We start from the raw sequence: 17,120 nt of genomic DNA, 5'->3' as shown, positions 1-17,120 counted from the left end.
GTATTGCGTGCATATTCCAAACGGTACTGGTTATGATCTACCATAAAAATCTGTTCCGCACCCAACATTCGCGCACATGCTGCTGCAAGCAAACCGACCGGTCCCGCCCCATAAATGGCAACACTAGAGCCTTTACCCACCTGGGCATTGGTTACGGCTTGCCAGGCGGTCGGTAAAATATCCGTCAGGAACAAAACTTTTTCATCCGACAATGAACCCGGTACTTTAAACGGGCCTACATTGCCTTTGGGAACTCGTACATATTCTGCCTGCCCCCCGGGAATTCCACCATAGAGATGACTATAACCAAATAATGCTGCACCTGGTGGGATCTGTTTCTTATTGAGAATGGCACCACGACCGGTATTGGTTTTTTCACAGGCAGCAGTCAAATCATGCTCGCAAAAAAAACAATGTCCACAGGCAATGACAAAGGGAATAATCACCCGGTCACCTTTTTTCACTTGCGTAACTTCGGGACCGACTTCTTCTACAATTCCCATAAACTCATGACCGAAGATATCGCCTTCTTCAGTTGCTGGAATTTTACCTCGATACAGATGCAAATCTGAACCACAAATCGCCGTTGCAGTGACCCGCAAAATAACATCATCCGGTTCCTGAATGACAGGATCAGGAACAGACTCTACTCGGACATCGTGTGAACCATGATATGTAAGTGCGCGCATTTTTATCCCTCTCAGCTTTATTTTTTAGATCGACTTAGAAATGGTGATGATTTGTTTTAGATCTTTGTGCTTAATCAGTCTGATCTATATTGAAAGGCATAAAGCCTGAGGTATGTATAAAAAAGGAGTTTTTACTATTCAAAAATGTGAAAAAAATACGATTTAAGTTATGAAATGTAAGCTCTCAGTTTTTTTGCAAATGTAATGTAATTCTTAAAATAATTTTCAGATTTTTGGGAAATCATTTTTGACTGAGTTCCCATTAAAAACTCCCTAATCTATTTAAATCTCCAGCCTAGGGTTTTGCTTGTGTTGTACTTACCATAAAAATGAATGATCTCTTAACTTCGAAAATATTTGCTTTTGTTGAGCGCTTTAAAATTTTCTATTTTTTAGGCGGTTGAGTCTTATTATGTGATTTTAATAACCATCATATCTTTATCAACATATTATTATAAACTTAAACACTTAATTGAATGAGGCTTATTTAAAAGAATCAGAGAGTTCTCGACAGAATCCATATATCTGCATGCGGTTGGCTTAAAACACCATGATTCACATTCATATAAAATCCAAGTTCAATATTTAGCCAATCTCAGAAGCAGATCAGGTCCAAACTTGGCAGTAAGGACCTGACTGTTCCGGAATGGGCGGTGCTTCTGCAATCACACATCCCTAAAACTTAAAACCGAGGTTCTATCATTTATGATGCTGCGGTGCCAATTCAAATCTCAGCTGCCTCATGAACCGGATCAAAACTAGATTAAATATTTGAAATAACTATAATTTGGATGGTTTTCCACAAAGACGTAATTTTGTTTCTGATAAAAACTAGCCGCAGATTTCGTGTCTGTATTCAGGCAAAGTGCAGAAAAATTTGCACGGGCATTTTTTTCCAGATGTTGTAACAGCTGTTTACCCACCCCATGCTTGCGGTATTTCGGCAAGACATAAAAACGACGTACCCGACCAATTCGCGTATCAATTTCATTTTCATTCCATTGCTGGTTTAAACCGCCACAGGCAATCAGCTTTTCATCATCATAAACAAAAAGAAGAAACTCTCCCGGTTGATCGAACCGGTTTTTTCCACTTTCATATTCTTCAATCAATCGATCAACAAACTGAAATCCTTCTCGCTGTGCCTGCTTGGCTAATTCCTTGATTTGTTCAGGTAATTGTTCAGCTTTATCAATCGTGATATTCATCTAACCTTCCTTATTCTGCCCTGTATTGCATTTTGAACGAATAAATTGACTATATATTGAATTTTATTCATCAATCTACAGCAATCATGAGCATTGGTGTAAACTTAGCGTTTTAATTTAAATGTGAATGAAAGACATGACAACTGTTGATCTTTTTGCAATTGGTAATGCATTAATCGACCAAGAATTTAAAGTCTCTGACGATTTCCTGATTCAACAAAATTTGCAAAAAGGCACTATGCAGTTGACTGATGGTGAAACACAAGCAAATTTATATAATAATTTAAAAGAAACGCAAGTATACAAAGGTCAAGCATCGGGTGGATCTGCTGCAAATACCACCGTTGCCTTTAGTGCCTTAGGTAGTAAAGCCTTTTACGGATGCCGTGTTGGTAATGATGAACTGGGTCGTATTTATCTGAAAGGTTTAAATGAAGCCGGTATTCTCACTGCCGAGCAATCCGTCAGTGAAGGGGTAACAGGAACTTGTATGGTCCTGGTGAGCCCGGATTCTGAACGCACCATGCAAACTTATCTGGGTAGTACCGCTGATCTGAGTGAGGCGCAAATCAATTTTGAACCTTTAAAAACAGCAAAATGGTTGTATATTGAAGGCTATTTATCGACCAGCGATACTGCAAGAAAAGCAGTGAAACAGGCCCGTGAAATTGCAAAAGCGCATGGGGTAAAAATTGCTTTGACCCTGTCTGACCCAGCCATGGTGCAATATGCGCGTCAAGGTTTAGATGAACTTTTGGATGATGGCGTTGATTTATTGCTTTGTAATTATCATGAAGCTTTAATGTATACCGAGACCGATTCCATTGAAGCGGCATTGGCTAAATTACAGTTAAAAAGCAAATACACTGTCATTACATTATCTGCCGAAGGGGCTTTGATTTCCGATTCGGAACAAACCTTAAAAGTTCCAGGTCGTAAAGTAACTGCGGTAGATGCCAATGGTGCCGGTGATGCCTTTGCAGGTGCGTTCCTGTATGCATTAAATGCAGGTTTAAGCCTTAAACTGGCTGCTGAATTGTCAATTTTGATTTCAAGTGAAGTCGTTTCACAGTTTGGCCCACGTCTAAGTGTTGAAAATTATGCAAAATTATTAAACAACTTCCAGAAGGAATGCGCCTAATGATTAAAATTGCCATGACGGAAGATATTCCTGAACGTGAAGCACGTTCTTACGAAACGCCGAATGGTGACACTATTTTCATTACTCAGCGTGACGGTTCATTCTACGCTTATCAGAATCTCTGCCCACACTTACAGGTTGAGCTGGAATTTTTGGAAAACCAGTTTTTAGATCGTGATCAGGAATATATTGAATGTTCAACTCATGGAGCGCTGTTTCTGGTTGAAACTGGCGAATGTATTTCTGGTCCTTGCCAAGGTCAATCACTTGAAAAAGTTGAGATTAATGTGCATTCTGATGGTGGAATTTACCTGAAAGAAGAATAACCCCCTATGGAATCTGCCATGCTTGAGTTTCTGCTGAATTATAACTTGATGCCTTTTCATCTAAGTTTACTGGCTCTGATTTTACTCAGCATGGTAGAAACCATCGGCTATTACTTTAATATTCGCCCGACTGAGTTTCTCAAAACCCTTTCTCCAAAGAAACTTACCGACTCACCACTGCTCAACGTCAAGTTCTCCAAAACACTGATTGTGGTGTTTTTACTGATGAACTTCAGTTTTTCAGGCTATTTTCTGCAACTGTGCGTATTTGCACAGCAGCAACAATTTCTGCCTGCTTATTATCTGATTATCCCGGCACTGATTATTGCGGTGTTTTTCACTGTATTTATGATTCATTGCCTGGATCAGGTCATCAAACCTACCTTGACCAAGCAACAGGTCAGCCTGTTAGGACGCCTGGCGACCATTTCTAGTGGCAATGCCCGTCCTGGGTTTTCCGCACAAGCACGGGTAAGAGACAGTTTTGGACAATTACATTATGTCCAGGTCGAGCCTGAATTTGGTGAACTGGAATTTCAGTCGCAAATCATTTTAATTCGCCTTAAAAAATCCCACTATATTGCTAAAAAAATTTCCAAAACCAATACTTTATTTAGCATGGAAAATCATCAGTAATATTTAATTCTAATTCACCGCTTTATTCATGAGGATAAAAAACCAGCTGAGTCATTCACTCAACTGGTTTTAAAAATTTTAGCGTTTCAGAAAACCAGTCACTAGGTTCATCACCTGTTGAATATCGGCATTGGCTTCCTGCTTATTAGTTTGTTCACCTTGTGGCGTAAGTGAATCAATAATTTGAGGTAAGACTTTGGAAATCGCCCCATAAATATCCTGTTTGGGTACCTGGGTTTCTTGTGCTACCTGATCTACGTCCTGATCATCAAATAATAGCTGTAGTTGCTGGTTATCCACGGGCGCATTTTCACCCGGTCCTGTAGAGACCCAGTCATCTACCTGCCTATTCAGACCTATACTCTTTAATTTATCCAAGGCACCTTGAATACCACCCTGCTTCTGAATCCAAGCCAAAATCAAGGGAAGCACGGCAATTAATAAAGTTTTGGTATTACTTGATCCGACATTACTGCGTTGCTGGGTTTGCTGTTGATGCTGATTCTGCTGTTGATTCTGTTGGCCACTTAAATGCCCCAGTACGGAGCCAAGAATTCCACCTAATCCACCTTGTGGTCTTTGCTGGTTGTGTTGTTGGCTTTGTTGAGTAATATTGCCACTCATCTGGCCAAACACTGAACCTAAAATATCACCTAAACCACCCTGTTGTGACTGTTGCTGCTTTCCACCTAAAGCCTGTTTAGCCAGTATTTCGACGATATTGCTAAGATTAGTCATCGCATTATCCTTTTATGAGCTTCCTTAAAGAATACGATGCTTTTAAAGTAATGAATAAATACCGAGTGTTAAAATTTGCAATGACAACAAACAATTATTACCAGCGAAATTTATTCCAGTTTTCAGGATTTGCCCAAAATTTGGAATTAAACCAGTCAGGCACATGTTTATAAGTTAAAATATTAAATTGCCATAGGGCGAAATCACTATCATGTCGGGTTTTATCAATGAGCTGGGTAAATCCCAAAGAGCGCAATAATTTTTCATCTTGTAGCTGACTCACCACCACAATTTTTTTTGCCATCAGGTCACGCAGTTTGACCAACAGCTGTATTTTTTCAGACTCTGAAATTTGGCTGAACTCTTGAGAGTCGAGCACCACAAAACCCAGATCATATCGCTGGGTAAAAGGCAGACTTAAAAACTCAGTTACGTTAAAATAGTGCCATTGAATTGATTGATTATTGTTGTATTGAGTAAGATTTTGACCAATACACAATGCAGTTTGAATAGGCTGTTCCTTGGATAAATCGTCTAGCATTGACGTGATGACATTTTGTTCAGCCATAACTGCATCCTTATTATTGAAGAGAGTATTCTGTATGGAACTACAAGGCATTTGCCATAAAATGCATGCAGGTCTAAAGGACCTTAGTGTAACTGATCAACATACACACAAGGCAAATGTTGAATATAAATTTATTCTAGATCGTTCAGAAGTTGACCTGCCATTCAATTTAGGTCAAGAAATTGAGATTGAATGGACAGGCAATATCTATTGCGTATCTTGTGGGGCCAAAACCAACAAATCCTTTGCGCAGGGTCACTGCTTTAAATGTTTCAAAACCCAAGCGTCCTGTGACATGTGTATTATGAAACCGGAAACCTGCCATTACCATTTAGGCACCTGCCGTCAAGAAGAGTTCGCACAGTCGGTATGTTTTCAACCGCATATCGTTTATCTAGCCAATTCAAGTGCTTTAAAAGTCGGGATTACCCGTGAAGGACAAATGCCAACGCGCTGGCTGGATCAAGGTGCGACTCAGGCCTTGCCGATTATGAAAGTGGGTTCACGCCGTCTTTCAGGCCAGCTGGAAATCATGTTTGGTACTCAAGTAGCAGACAAGACCGATTGGCGCAAACTGCTTAAAGGCGAGGCTGAACCGCTCAATTTGATTGAGGTACGTGAACAGCTGCTTGAAGAATTTGCACCGAAAATTCAGACTATCCGTGATGAATTTAGCCAGAATCTACAATTTAACGAAACCATTGAAGTCATGGAAGATGAGCTACCACGTGAGTTTGTTTATCCAGTTGAGCAATATCCGGAGAAAGTCAAATCGCATAATCTGGATAAGACACCGATTATTCGTGGCAAATTATTTGGTATTAAAGGACAGTATCTGATTTTAGATACCGGAGTCATTAATATTCGGAAATATTCAGGCTATGAACTGAAAATCCGCGCTGAATAACCCTCAATTCAGCCATAAAAAAACCTGCATTAATGCAGGTTTTTTTATTTGATAACAAATTATTTAATTTTTGCATGTGATTTTAGATATTGCGTGTAATCATCCAGTTCCTGCTGACCACGAAGCTGCTGATACAACTTGGACAATTCACCCAATTGCTCATTGGTTAAAGCATTCGATGTGGTCTTGTTCACATTTGAAACAGCCACAACCACCAATTCATTTGGCAAAGAAGCCGTCGTCACTGACCACATGCCTGCTTTCGGTGCCGGAACACTGAACGCTGCACGTTCAATTTCGCGTTTCAAGCCTTGTGAACGTGTAAATACACCTGCACTTTCAAACGCAATGTTGCTTTGTGCCAAAACAGTTGCAGCAGGTTGTGATTTAAAGTTATTCAATGCAGTCTGGATTTTCGCTTTAGCGGCATCAATTGCTTTTTGTTCAATCAGTTTCGCTTTTACACGTGGTGTTGCTTCAGCCAAAGTTTGTACTCCAGCTGCATGATAATTACGCACTTTTACCCAAACAGTGTCACCATTTGCCATCTGGATGCTGCTAGATGCATTACGATCACCATTTTTCACGTCATCATTAAATAGTTTAACTTTAACATTGGCATCACTTAGTACAGGATGTTGTGTAGCCAAAGTCATGCCTTTTACAGACTGAACAGTTACACCTTTAACTTCTTGAGCGACCACATCCAGTGCATCACTACCTACAACCAGCTCATTCAGACTATTTACGGCATCAGAGAATGAATTCGCAGCTTTGTTCTTTTGCAACTCAGCCAGCAAGCGTGGTTTTTCAGTTTCAAATGAAGGCAGCTTCACTGCAGCAGCTTCTGTTTCAATCAAATGATAACCGTACTGGGTTTTAACCGGCGCTGAAACTTGTGCTGATTTTAAAGAAGCAACGGTTTGATCGAATGCCTCACCAAACACGCCTTTTTCATAAGCTTCTACTACACCACCCTTAGCTTTAGATTCAGTATCATCCGAATATTGAGCAGCGGCCTGGGCAAAACTCATGCCTGCCTTAATTTTTGCAGCGACTTCATCAGCTAGTTTTTTCGCTTCAGCATCCGAGCGACTGTCTGCAGTAATTAAAATATGCTTCACCAAAGGCTTAGCATTTTGTTTTTGTGCCTCGACAAATGCGCTATAAGCTTGCTGCAATTCAGCATCTGTCACTTGATTATTCGCCGGTGCAACATTAGCAGGCTTTAACACCACATAATCTACATCCACACTTGCCACCTGTTTAAAGGCTTGTTGGTGCTTGTTGTAGTAAGTAGCAATATCTTGTGCGGTTACTTTGACATTTTTCTTGTAGTCATCCAGCTTAATGCTGGCAAGATGCAAGGTGCGTTGTTCAGTTTGCAAGTTAGCAATTTGTTCAATATCCAGCTTGCTGACCAATGCATAATCCATAAATGTTGACGTCAGCATTTTTAAAGCATGATCTTGACGCAAGTTTGCAATCAAAGCCTGATTGGTCATACCCACTGAACGTAAATAATTCGAATATAAGGCTTCAGAAAATTTACCATTTTCCTGGAAGCTCGGTTGCTGGGCAATCATCTGTTCAATTTGTGCATCACTTAATGAAATGCCCAACTCTTCTGCCTGTTGTACTAACAAGGTACGAGCTACCAGACTGTCCATCGCTTTATTTTCGATGAAAGATTGATTCAGTAAAGTTTCGTCGCCATTGGCATAAGCCAAATATTGTTCTTTAAATGTTTTCGTCAGCGCTTCTAATTCTTTTTTAGATATTTCTTGGCCATTGACCAGTTTTGCTGTGTCTTCAGATTTTCCACCGCTAAAATATCCTTCAATACCTACAAGTGCTAAAGGGGTCAAAAACAAAATGAGCAAAGCTTTGCCCAACCAGCCCTTAATAACTTTACGAAAAGATTCCATAAGTATTCCAATATTTTATTTGTGGGCGATTTTACCCGAAAACCTGCTTTGAATGAATGTGTTCAAACTGTAAATCGGCATTATTAATAAAAAACGCGCCTTATAGGGCGCGTTTATCGGCATAAAAAAAGACTAAGCTACAGAATCTTTTAAACCTTTACCTGCTTTAAAGCTTGGTACTTTGCTTGCTTTAATTTCTAAAGCTGCACCAGTTTGCGGGTTACGGCCTGTACGAGCCGCACGTTCTTTAACGTTGAATGTACCAAAACCAACAAGTGTAACAGTATCACCAGATTTAAGTGCTTCAGTAATTGAAGCAATTGTTGCATCTAAGGCTTTACCTGCATCAGTCTTAGACAATCCCCCTTTCTCTGCAATTGCATCGATTAATTCTGATTTATTCATGAAGATTATGTCCTCTTAATATCGTTTATTTAAGGTCTAAGGATTCCATAACACCTTTATATCAATGCTTTGGGGCAAAACGCAATACTCTGAATCGGCTTTTCTGCAAAATAATTGCGAAAAAAATTGTTGAAAAATGCAGAAAAAGCAAAATTGTTTCATTTTTTTACTATTTGTGACTTTAAAAGCTTATTTTCTTCAATCAAAAAGTCTACCTTGTTATGTAGCTGTAATATGAGACTTTCTAAATGTTGAATATCTTTTACCGTTACCAAACCAATTCTGTTTAAAGAATGGTTAACACTATGATCCAGTAATTTTTCTACTTTATCTTTGGTATCACTGACCGACTCTTTGGCCTTTTCCGAGACCTTTTCGACAGTTTGATCAGCAATTTCAGTGGTTTTGGATTCCAGTTCCTCTCCCACCTTGACTAAAGAGTCAAATAATTTATTACCCTCTTCTTCTGCACGCGAAAAAGCCCCTAAACCAGCCAGCCATATTTGTTGGGTATATTTACGAAAATCCAGACCTGACTTGCGGCCTGAACGTGATTTATTCTTAGTTTTATCAGTATTTTCATTTTTTAGTTGATCAATCTCTTGATCTTTTATTGATTTATCCATGCCTGCATTCTCCTGTTCACTTTCTATACAACTTAACTATAATTATTCAAAAATACAGTCATAATAACAAATTAAAGACTTGATCGATTTGCTAAACTGTTCTACAAAGCAAGATTAATATATTTGTAATAAGTCCTGAAACACTTTTTTCGAGCATTGGATGCTCCTTTCAGGTAAGGATTAATTTTTATGAGCGAATCGCAACAAAGTCAAAATCAACCGCATTTGTTGCTTACAATGACCATGATTGTTTTGGAGACAATCTTCACCTTCATCTTAAAACATGATCGGGTTGTTGGATTGCAAGCTAAAAAATTTGTAGATCAAAAAATTACCATTAAAATTAATAGCTATTTACCTTATTTTGATTTTTATGTGGTTTTTACCGAACATGGCATATTGTTCGATACAAAAGCGCCAGAAAAAGTGGTCGATCTGGATATCCGCACTACGCTTATGGATCTGATCAAAGTATTTGTTTTCGGTAACCGCCGCAGTATAAAAAAAATGCGCATTGATGGTGATACCACCCTAAAAGACGAGTTTCGCGATTTAACCCTGCTGTTCAGCTTTCCAAAAGTTTTATCGGACTGGAAACAGTGGCTCAGTGAACCGAGTGATGGCCAGGAAGTTATTTCTTCTAAAAAGCGCATTGCCCCGCTACTAGAAAAAATTGAGCAACAACGTTCAAAGATCAATACATTACAGGTAGAAGTCAAACAATATAAGAATCGTATTCGTCGTATGCAGCACAAGCAAAAAAGAATGAATATCGCTTTTAGTCTAACTATCGTGTTATTGGTTGCGTTATTAGTGTATAATTATTGGGTTATATAAATATATAATTTTCCTATAAAACAAAATAATTTTAAGCCCAATAAAAAAACTTGACTATTTTAGTCAGGATTCATAAAATCGACACATCTAGTCTTAATATGTGTATCGAATCATGCGTCTTACTACTCGCGGTCGTTACGCAGTGACTGCTCTACTTGATTTAGCTTTGCAGCCAACTGAACAAACGATTACGCTTGCTGAAATTGCAGCTCGTCAAACTATTTCTGTTGCTTATCTTGAGCAGTTATTTGCGAAATTAAAACGCCACGGCTTAGTTTCTAGTGTTCGTGGTGCCAACGGTGGTTACCATCTAGCGCGTAACGCTGAAGAAATCACAGTATTAGAAATTATTGAAGCTGTAAACGAAACAGTTGACGCAACGCGTTGCGACCATAAGGGTAACTGCCAGAATGGTGCAATGTGCTTGACTCATGATTTATGGCAAGAACTCTCCCACCACATTGCCGATTATTTAGCAAAAATCACCCTTGCTGATCTGGTTGCACGAGACAACGTTCAAACTGTTTCCATTCGCCAAAATACAGCATCATTTGATTCAGCCCTTTTATCGGTTACAGGTATTTGACATGAAACGTCCGATTTATCTTGATTATGCAGCAACCACTCCTGTAGATCCTCAAGTTGCAGAACGCATGATGGAGTGCTTAACTTTCGATGGTACTTTCGGTAATGCTGCATCTCGTTCTCATGCGTACGGCTGGCAGGCTGAAGAAAAAGTAGAATATGCACGTGAACAAGTTGCCAACTTGATCAAAGCGGATCCACGTGAGATTGTTTGGACTTCAGGTGCAACAGAATCTGATAACCTTGCCCTTAAAGGTGTGGCGCAGTTTTATGCCTCTAAAGGCAAACACATCATTACAAGTAAAATTGAACACAAAGCAATTTTAGATACTTGCCGCGAATTAGAAGAAGAAGGTTTTGAAATTACCTATCTTGAGCCACAACCACAAACAGGTTTAATTACTCCTGAAATGGTTGAAGCTGCGATTCGTCCAGATACTATTCTTGTTTCCCTGATGATGGTAAACAACGAAATTGGTACTATCACTGACGTTGCGGCAATCGGTGAAATTACCCGTGCCAAGAAAATTTTCTTCCACGTTGATGCTGCGCAAGCTGCAGGTAAAGTAGAGATTGATCTTTCAACTTTAAAAGTTGATTTAATGAGTTTTTCTGCTCACAAAATTTATGGCCCTAAAGGCATCGGTGCATTATTCGTTCGTCGTTCACCACGTGTACGCCTTAAAGCTCAAATGCACGGTGGCGGTCATGAACGCGGTATGCGCTCAGGTACACTTGCAACTCACCAAATCGTGGGTATGGGTGAAGCATTTGAACTTGCAGGCAAAAACCTGGAAGCTGAACAAGCACGTATCCGAGTTTTACGCGACAAGTTATGGAATGGCCTGCAAGATTTAGAACAAGTGTTCTTAAACGGTCATCCTACTTACAACGTTGCTAACTATCTGAATGTCAGCTTTAACTTTGTTGAAGGTGAATCATTGATGATGGCATTGAAGGACGCAGCTGTATCTTCTGGTTCAGCATGTACTTCTGCAACGCTTGAACCATCGTATGTACTTCGTGCACTCGGTCTTTCTGACGAACTTGCTCACAGTTCAATTCGTTTCAGCTTTGGTAAGTACACCACTGAAGAAGATATCGATCACGTTCTTGAAGTCACTAAAGCTGCTGTTGAGAAATTGCGTGAACTTTCTCCGCTTTGGGATATGTACAAAGAAGGTATCGACCTTTCCACTGTTGAATGGGCTGAGCACTAATTCATTGCCTAAAGATAGCTTTAAAATTTAAAGCTATCTCATTGATAAACGTAATTTCATCCCCATATTAATCTTAAGGCTGACCCCGAGGTTTGGAGAAGCATCATGGCTTATAGCGAAAAAGTAATTGATCATTACGAAAACCCTCGTAATGTTGGTGTTTTAGATAAAAATGCTGAAAATGTTGGTACAGGTATGGTCGGTGCACCAGCTTGTGGCGATGTAATGCGTCTTCAAATTCAAGTGAATGATGAAGGTGTCATTGAAGAAGCACGTTTTAAAACGTATGGTTGCGGTTCTGCGATTGCCTCTAGCTCACTTGTGACTGAATGGCTAAAAGGTAAAACCCTTGACCAAGCTCAAGCGATCAAGAACATCGACATTGCAACTGAACTGGCTTTACCTCCAGTAAAAGTACACTGCTCTGTACTGGCTGAAGATGCAATTAAAGCTGCTGTTGAAGACTATCGCAGCAAAAAAACAAAAGCTTAAGTGTTTCAAGTTTTTGATAAAAGATTAACGGAGTTTTCATGATCCATTTAACTGAAAATGCTGCAACTCATATCAGCAATTACCTAAAGAATCGCGGTAAGGGTGAAGGCATTCGCGTTGGTGTGAAAACTTCAGGCTGTTCTGGTTTGGCTTATGTACTCGAATTCGTCGATGAAGTCGATACTCATGACCAGATGTTTGAGCAGTTTGGTGTTAAAGTTTTTGTTGACCCGAAAAGCCTGGTTTATCTTGAAGGTATGGAGATGGACTACGTGAAAAATGGTCTCAATGAAGGCTTCGAATTTAACAACCCGAATAAAAAAGGCGAATGTGGCTGTGGTGAATCTTTCACCGTTTAAACATCCCATTCTCTCTCTTTTGGCAATTAAAACAGTGTAAAATACACTGTTTTAATTGCATTTAAAGCAGTCACTTTTTGCATATCTATCGCGGATCCAATCTCCCATGAATCATTTTGAGTTGTTCAACCTCCCTGTAGCACTCGATATTGATTTAGCAGCGTTAAAAACTGAATTTTTGAAGTTGCAGCAACAATATCATCCAGATAAAGCCGAAGACAAAGATCAGGCTCTGATTAAATCGAGTGAAATCAATCAGGCATTTAAAGCTTTATCTAATGTTGATAGCCGCGCTGCCTATCTCTTGAGTCTTAAAAAACAAGATTATCATCTGGATCAATCGATTGGTGATTTCGAGTTTTTACAGTCTGCACTGGAAATTCGTGAACAGCTGGATGAAGCTGGCTCGGCTGATGAACTGACTTCATTAAAGCAGGAAGTTCAGCAGTGGATTGACGGTTTAGTGCGTGAATTCAAAATTGACTATAATGAAGAAGATTGGTCTGAAGCTCGCGATACCGTTCGTAAATTACGTTTCTTTGTGAAAGTCATGACTGACATTGACAAAGCTGAGGATCGTTTTCTGGACGATGACAGCTTTGATTTAGATGATGATTTTTAATTCGCTTTGATTTTATTTTTTTAATTTTTAGTTCTAAGGATGTAACACAATGGCTCTCTTGCAAATTGCAGAACCCGGTCAATCAAGTGCACCGCATGAACACCGCATTGCAATTGGTATCGACTTAGGTACTACGCATTCATTGGTTGCCACCGTACTTTCAGGTAAAGCCAAAGTACTTAACGACGAACAAGGTCGAGTGTTACTTCCGTCTATTGTTCACTATAGCCATAACAACACAAATTATGGTGATGAAGCTAAGCCTTTTCTTACTTCAGATCCTAAAAATACTATTGTTTCAGTAAAACGTTTTATGGGACGTTCTAAAGCAGACATCAAGTTTCAGCACCCTTACAATTTGGTGGGTGAAGATAATCAGATGCCTGCTTTTGAAACTGCACAAGGTCGTAAAACCCCTGTTGAAATTTCAGCAGAAATTTTAAAACAGCTGAAGGATCGTGCAGAAAGCAGTTTAAATAATCCAGTGAATGGTGCTGTCATTACTGTTCCGGCCTATTTTGATGAAGCACAACGTCAGGCAACCCGTGATGCTGCCCAACTGGCAGGTTTAAACGTTTTACGTTTGCTGAATGAGCCCACCGCTGCGGCTGTGGCTTATGGCTTAGATCAGGAAACCAATCTGGCTCATGATCAAAACTATGTGATTTATGATCTGGGTGGCGGTACCTTTGATGTATCGATCCTGCGTTTCTCTCAAGGCGTATTCGAAGTTTTAGCAACTGGTGGTCATACTGCACTGGGTGGTGATGACCTCGACCGTTTAATTGTGAAATGGGCTAAAAAACAACTCAATGTAGAAACATTGGATGATGCAGAATATGCACATTTTATTGTTTCTGCACGTAAAGCCAAAGAAGCCTTGTCGGATGCCGATTCAGTAGAACTTAAAGTATTGGATCAAACCATCACTTTAGACCGTCCTACATTTGAAGACATCATTAAAGTGGCTTTAGACAAAACCATCAGCGTATGCAAACGCGTGATGCGCGATGCCAAACTTGAACTGGATGACATTAAAAATGTCGTACTTGTCGGTGGTTCTACCCGCTCTTATGCTGTGCAAAAAGCGGTGCGTGAAGTGTTCAATCAAGAACCTCTCTGCACGATTAACCCGGATGAAGTGGTTGCGATTGGCGCATCCATCACAGCTAATCAGTTAATTGGCAACTCTAAAGATGGCTCTTTACTACTCGACGTTACCCCGCTGTCGCTCGGTCTGGAAACTATGGGCGGTCTGGTTGAGCGTTTAATCTCGCGCAACACCGCCATTCCTGTGGCGCGTCGTCAGGAATTTACCACCTATCAAGATGGTCAAACTGCCATGCTGATTCACGTGGTGCAAGGTGAACGTGATCTGGTGGAACATTGTCGTAGTTTGGGTCGTTTTGTATTGCACGGCATTCCGCCAATGACAGCCGGTCAGGCACGTATTGAAGTGACTTTCCAGGTCGATGCGGATGGACTTTTGACCGTAGCAGCGAAAGAAACTACTTCTGGTGTTCATGCACAAATTGACATTAAACCTTCTTATGGTTTATCCGATGCCGATACCGAACGTTTACTGATTGACGGTTTCAAATATGCTGAAGAAGATAAGAATCTTCGTCATTTGCAGGAAACCAAAGTTGAAGCAAAACGTGAACTTGAAGCATTAGAGCAAGCCCTTAAAGCAGATGCCCAGCTATTAACTGCAGAACAGTTAGAGGCTTTAAATCAAGCCAAAACTCGGCTTGAAGCTCAACTCGAAACTACAGATCTCAAAGCTATTGAACAGGCTGTAGAACAGCTTAAAATACACAGCGATGCTTTTGCTGCTGCACGTATGAATCAACATATTGATGCTGCGCTCAAAGGCACTAAACTTGATGACTGGTCAAACTCGGACAAATAAATAGGAAAAAATTATGCCACGTATTAAAGTTCTTCCACATGCGCAAATTTGCCCTAATGGTGCTGAGTTTGAAGTAGAACAGGATGCCAATCTTTGCGAAAGCTTATTGAAAAATGGCATTAAGATTGAGCATGCATGCGATATGTCTTGTGCATGTACCACTTGCCACGTGGTGGTACGTAAAGGCTTTGACAGCCTGGAAGAAATGACCGATGTTGAAGCAGATTTGCTGGATCGTGCTTGGGGTCTTGAACCTGATTCACGCCTTTCATGCCAGGTTAAAATTGTCGATGAAGATCTGGAAGTTGAAATTCCGAAATACACCATTAACCATGCTTCAGAAAATCATTAAAATTCTGAGCCATAAAAAACCACGCGATTGCGTGGTTTTTTTCAACTATAAACCTTATCTTAAGCAATTTTTCTAGTGATATTGTTCGTCTTTTTCATCTTCAACCACATCTTCCAAATTGAGTCTGACAATACCTTCAGAATTGGTCATTTTTTGCTGTTTTTCTATGCGCTTGATCATTTTTTCCAGAACTTGAATCAGTTCAGGATATTCATAGTTTTGAACTTCATCCAGATTCAACAACAAATGGAAACCCTTGTATTCATAGTCAAACCAGCGCTGATAGTCCGATTTACGCGAGGTATATTTCTCCATCACTTGCCAGGTTTTTACCGGTCCCTGAATGCCTTTAAGCGTAATGGGTGCCTTAGGTGCACATAAATAATCGTTTTTAATTAAATTATAGGTCTCGTCTGAAATCAGGATTTCATCCACTGCTGCTGCACTTTGCAAACGCGCTGCCAGATTGGCATCCCGCCCGACAATGGTATAAGCCATACGATGTGCTGCGCCATAGTTTCCTACGTGACAATATCCGGTACTGATTCCCATACGGATATGCAACGCCGGATAACCCATCTTGATCCAGCGCTCACGCAGCAGCTTCATTTGCTGACGCATGTCGATTGCCATGTCTAGACACGTTTTTGCATCTTGTTCCACACCTTGCGAGATTGGGTCACCAAAGAAAATTAGGATGGCATCACCCATAAACTTGTCGACAGTCGCTTCATACTGTTTGGCAATTTCAGTCATATGACTTAAATAGTCATTCAGCAGGAATGCCAGATCATCTGGAATAAGTGTTTCTGAAAGTTCGGTAAAACCTTGAATATCTGAAAAGAAAATGGTCATTTTCTTACGTTTGTATTCAATTTTGGCTTCCGACTCACCTTTCATGATCGACTGCCACAACTGCACAGGTGCATAGCGGCTCAGCTGGTTCGCGAATTCCATATAACGATTCATTTGATCGTAATAATACGTTCGGCGATTACTGATATGCTGAATCTGGCTGCGCTGGTAAAAACTGCCCACCCCAAAATAAGTAATTAAGCAGATAAAACCCAGAACGGTTAATTCGCCTGTGGTTTGCTCAAAATACTCACCAAAGCCAAAGACAAAAATATTGCACAGATAAAAAACAGCAATACCAATCAGGCTTGCCAAAGACACGATTAAAAAGGAAATTTTATTGCTGATTGCGGTATATAAAAGCGCAAACAGGGAAATAAAAGTCAGGACCAGATTTAAGTGAATGCCCGATAGAATGACTGAAATCGCTATAATATCCATCACAAATAAGACATTGCGTTTGATATTGGTGTTATAGCGATACTGTAGCCAGGTCGATAACTTCGGTGAAATCAGTAATATAAACAGCAGAAAAAATGGAATATAAATCTGAAATTGAGTGTCAGATGCTGTGTAATGATAGACAATAATCAGCAAAGACAACATGATATATCCCATCAAACGATGAAAGTATTCAAACTGTCTGGGCTCTTTTCTAATCCAGTCGTCTAATGACACTCAATTCCTCCTGATCCGAGTCTTTACACCATATAT

20 protein-coding genes are annotated in these 17,120 nt (G+C 40.0%); 12 read left to right on the top strand and 8 right to left on the bottom strand.

Going from position 1 to position 17,120, the window contains the following annotated elements; genetic code table 11:
* Together B4C48_RS05385 and B4C48_RS05380 are read right to left on the bottom strand one after the other, a co-directional pair.
* On the bottom strand, positions 1–689 hold a 689-nt coding region (locus B4C48_RS05385; protein WP_291354582.1), incomplete at its 3' end, for an alcohol dehydrogenase catalytic domain-containing protein.
* A gap of 758 nt (positions 690–1,447) precedes the next feature.
* Positions 1,448–1,897, bottom strand: a complete 450-nt coding sequence (locus B4C48_RS05380) for a GNAT family N-acetyltransferase (protein ID WP_291354581.1) — start codon at positions 1,895–1,897, stop codon at positions 1,448–1,450.
* 136 nt (positions 1,898–2,033) lie between these two features.
* On the opposite strand from B4C48_RS05380, the gene B4C48_RS05375 reads away from it, so the two are divergent.
* Genes B4C48_RS05375 through B4C48_RS05365 form a run of 3 tightly spaced genes read left to right on the top strand, consistent with a single transcriptional unit; the run spans position 2,034 to position 4,000 of the window.
* Positions 2,034–3,038, top strand: a complete 1,005-nt coding sequence (locus tag B4C48_RS05375; RefSeq protein WP_291354580.1) for an adenosine kinase — start codon at positions 2,034–2,036, stop codon at positions 3,036–3,038.
* Between the two features lie 14 nt (positions 3,039–3,052).
* Positions 3,053–3,364: a Rieske (2Fe-2S) protein gene (locus B4C48_RS05370; RefSeq protein WP_291354643.1), complete on the top strand. Its 312-nt coding sequence runs from the start codon at positions 3,053–3,055 to the stop codon at positions 3,362–3,364.
* An 18-nt stretch (positions 3,365–3,382) separates the two neighbouring features.
* The gene (locus B4C48_RS05365; protein ID WP_291354579.1) at positions 3,383–4,000 is read left to right on the top strand and encodes an OB-fold-containig protein; all 618 of its coding nucleotides are present in this window, start codon (positions 3,383–3,385) and stop codon (positions 3,998–4,000) included.
* A gap of 78 nt (positions 4,001–4,078) precedes the next feature.
* On the opposite strand, the gene B4C48_RS05360 is transcribed toward B4C48_RS05365, so the two are convergent.
* Both B4C48_RS05360 and B4C48_RS05355 read right to left on the bottom strand, forming a co-directional pair.
* A complete protein-coding gene (locus tag B4C48_RS05360) occupies positions 4,079–4,738 on the bottom strand; it encodes a YidB family protein (protein ID WP_291354578.1) in 660 nt (219 codons plus the stop codon).
* 97 nt (positions 4,739–4,835) lie between these two features.
* The gene (locus tag B4C48_RS05355; protein WP_291354577.1) at positions 4,836–5,306 is read right to left on the bottom strand and encodes a DUF6231 family protein; all 471 of its coding nucleotides are present in this window, start codon (positions 5,304–5,306) and stop codon (positions 4,836–4,838) included.
* A gap of 34 nt (positions 5,307–5,340) precedes the next feature.
* Between B4C48_RS05355 and B4C48_RS05350 the strand changes: the two genes are divergently transcribed.
* Positions 5,341–6,213, top strand: a complete 873-nt coding sequence (locus B4C48_RS05350) for a DUF2797 domain-containing protein (protein WP_291354576.1) — start codon at positions 5,341–5,343, stop codon at positions 6,211–6,213.
* Positions 6,214–6,272: 59 nt separating this feature from the next.
* Here B4C48_RS05350 and B4C48_RS05345 read toward each other — a convergent pair whose 3' ends face one another.
* The 3 genes from B4C48_RS05345 to B4C48_RS05335 all read right to left on the bottom strand — a co-directional run bounded on the left by B4C48_RS05345 (position 6,273) and on the right by B4C48_RS05335 (position 9,172).
* Positions 6,273–8,141, bottom strand: a complete 1,869-nt coding sequence (locus B4C48_RS05345; RefSeq protein WP_291354575.1) for a SurA N-terminal domain-containing protein — start codon at positions 8,139–8,141, stop codon at positions 6,273–6,275.
* A gap of 132 nt (positions 8,142–8,273) precedes the next feature.
* A complete protein-coding gene (locus B4C48_RS05340; protein WP_004651791.1) occupies positions 8,274–8,546 on the bottom strand; it encodes an HU family DNA-binding protein in 273 nt (90 codons plus the stop codon).
* A gap of 158 nt (positions 8,547–8,704) precedes the next feature.
* Positions 8,705–9,172 (bottom strand): phasin family protein, encoded by a 468-nt coding sequence (locus B4C48_RS05335; protein WP_291354574.1) that lies wholly within the window; start codon positions 9,170–9,172, stop codon positions 8,705–8,707.
* 189 nt (positions 9,173–9,361) lie between these two features.
* Here B4C48_RS05335 and B4C48_RS05330 point away from each other — a divergent pair, with 189 nt between their 5' ends.
* The 8 genes from B4C48_RS05330 to fdx all read left to right on the top strand — a co-directional run bounded on the left by B4C48_RS05330 (position 9,362) and on the right by fdx (position 15,551).
* The gene (locus B4C48_RS05330) at positions 9,362–10,009 is read left to right on the top strand and encodes a hypothetical protein (RefSeq protein ID WP_291354573.1); all 648 of its coding nucleotides are present in this window, start codon (positions 9,362–9,364) and stop codon (positions 10,007–10,009) included.
* Between the two features lie 112 nt (positions 10,010–10,121).
* Positions 10,122–10,595 carry an Rrf2 family transcriptional regulator gene (locus tag B4C48_RS05325; RefSeq protein WP_291354572.1) on the top strand — a complete coding sequence of 158 codons (474 nt, stop codon included), beginning with the start codon at positions 10,122–10,124 and terminating at the stop codon, positions 10,593–10,595.
* A gap of 1 nt (position 10,596) precedes the next feature.
* Positions 10,597–11,814, top strand: coding sequence for an IscS subfamily cysteine desulfurase (locus B4C48_RS05320; RefSeq protein ID WP_291354571.1), 1,218 nt, complete (start codon positions 10,597–10,599; stop codon positions 11,812–11,814).
* A 105-nt stretch (positions 11,815–11,919) separates the two neighbouring features.
* Positions 11,920–12,306, top strand: coding sequence for a Fe-S cluster assembly scaffold IscU (gene iscU, locus B4C48_RS05315; protein ID WP_086197845.1), 387 nt, complete (start codon positions 11,920–11,922; stop codon positions 12,304–12,306).
* Between the two features lie 38 nt (positions 12,307–12,344).
* Positions 12,345–12,665 (top strand): iron-sulfur cluster assembly protein IscA, encoded by a 321-nt coding sequence (gene iscA, locus B4C48_RS05310; protein ID WP_086196349.1) that lies wholly within the window; start codon positions 12,345–12,347, stop codon positions 12,663–12,665.
* 106 nt (positions 12,666–12,771) lie between these two features.
* Positions 12,772–13,287, top strand: a complete 516-nt coding sequence (gene hscB / locus B4C48_RS05305; RefSeq protein WP_291354570.1) for a Fe-S protein assembly co-chaperone HscB — start codon at positions 12,772–12,774, stop codon at positions 13,285–13,287.
* Positions 13,288–13,336: 49 nt separating this feature from the next.
* Positions 13,337–15,199: a Fe-S protein assembly chaperone HscA gene (gene hscA, locus B4C48_RS05300; protein ID WP_291354569.1), complete on the top strand. Its 1,863-nt coding sequence runs from the start codon at positions 13,337–13,339 to the stop codon at positions 15,197–15,199.
* 13 nt (positions 15,200–15,212) lie between these two features.
* Entirely contained in the window at positions 15,213–15,551 is a 339-nt protein-coding gene (fdx, locus tag B4C48_RS05295) for an ISC system 2Fe-2S type ferredoxin (RefSeq protein WP_086174266.1), read from the top strand.
* Between the two features lie 72 nt (positions 15,552–15,623).
* On the opposite strand, the gene B4C48_RS05290 is transcribed toward fdx, so the two are convergent.
* A complete protein-coding gene (locus tag B4C48_RS05290) occupies positions 15,624–17,084 on the bottom strand; it encodes an adenylate/guanylate cyclase domain-containing protein (RefSeq protein WP_291354568.1) in 1,461 nt (486 codons plus the stop codon).
* Between the last annotated feature and the right edge of the window lie 36 nt (positions 17,085–17,120).

The organism is Acinetobacter sp. UBA3106 (assembly GCA_002365595.1).
Taxonomy (GTDB): Bacteria; Pseudomonadota; Gammaproteobacteria; order Pseudomonadales; family Moraxellaceae; genus Acinetobacter.
Note: the sequence above shows the minus strand (reverse complement) of the source record. Positions and strands in the feature narration are given on the sequence as shown.

Excerpts from the sequence above, each read along its gene's own strand:
- hscB (WP_291354570.1), top strand. The coding sequence starts at position 12,772 with ATGAATCATTTTGAGTTGTTCAACCTCCCTGTAGCACTCGATATTGAT.
- B4C48_RS05325 (WP_291354572.1), top strand. The coding sequence starts at position 10,122 with ATGCGTCTTACTACTCGCGGTCGTTACGCAGTGACTGCTCTACTTGAT.
- B4C48_RS05330 (WP_291354573.1), top strand. The coding sequence starts at position 9,362 with ATGAGCGAATCGCAACAAAGTCAAAATCAACCGCATTTGTTGCTTACA.
- B4C48_RS05365 (WP_291354579.1), top strand. The coding sequence starts at position 3,383 with ATGCTTGAGTTTCTGCTGAATTATAACTTGATGCCTTTTCATCTAAGT.
- B4C48_RS05345 (WP_291354575.1), bottom strand. The coding sequence starts at position 8,141 with ATGGAATCTTTTCGTAAAGTTATTAAGGGCTGGTTGGGCAAAGCTTTG.
- B4C48_RS05375 (WP_291354580.1), top strand. The coding sequence starts at position 2,034 with ATGACAACTGTTGATCTTTTTGCAATTGGTAATGCATTAATCGACCAA.
- B4C48_RS05380 (WP_291354581.1), bottom strand. The coding sequence starts at position 1,897 with ATGAATATCACGATTGATAAAGCTGAACAATTACCTGAACAAATCAAG.
- B4C48_RS05340 (WP_004651791.1), bottom strand. The coding sequence starts at position 8,546 with ATGAATAAATCAGAATTAATCGATGCAATTGCAGAGAAAGGGGGATTG.
- fdx (WP_086174266.1), top strand. The coding sequence starts at position 15,213 with ATGCCACGTATTAAAGTTCTTCCACATGCGCAAATTTGCCCTAATGGT.
- B4C48_RS05355 (WP_291354577.1), bottom strand. The coding sequence starts at position 5,306 with ATGGCTGAACAAAATGTCATCACGTCAATGCTAGACGATTTATCCAAG.
- hscA (WP_291354569.1), top strand. The coding sequence starts at position 13,337 with ATGGCTCTCTTGCAAATTGCAGAACCCGGTCAATCAAGTGCACCGCAT.
- iscU (WP_086197845.1), top strand. The coding sequence starts at position 11,920 with ATGGCTTATAGCGAAAAAGTAATTGATCATTACGAAAACCCTCGTAAT.
- B4C48_RS05350 (WP_291354576.1), top strand. The coding sequence starts at position 5,341 with ATGGAACTACAAGGCATTTGCCATAAAATGCATGCAGGTCTAAAGGAC.
- B4C48_RS05320 (WP_291354571.1), top strand. The coding sequence starts at position 10,597 with ATGAAACGTCCGATTTATCTTGATTATGCAGCAACCACTCCTGTAGAT.
- B4C48_RS05335 (WP_291354574.1), bottom strand. The coding sequence starts at position 9,172 with ATGGATAAATCAATAAAAGATCAAGAGATTGATCAACTAAAAAATGAA.
- B4C48_RS05360 (WP_291354578.1), bottom strand. The coding sequence starts at position 4,738 with ATGACTAATCTTAGCAATATCGTCGAAATACTGGCTAAACAGGCTTTA.
- iscA (WP_086196349.1), top strand. The coding sequence starts at position 12,345 with ATGATCCATTTAACTGAAAATGCTGCAACTCATATCAGCAATTACCTA.
- B4C48_RS05370 (WP_291354643.1), top strand. The coding sequence starts at position 3,053 with ATGACGGAAGATATTCCTGAACGTGAAGCACGTTCTTACGAAACGCCG.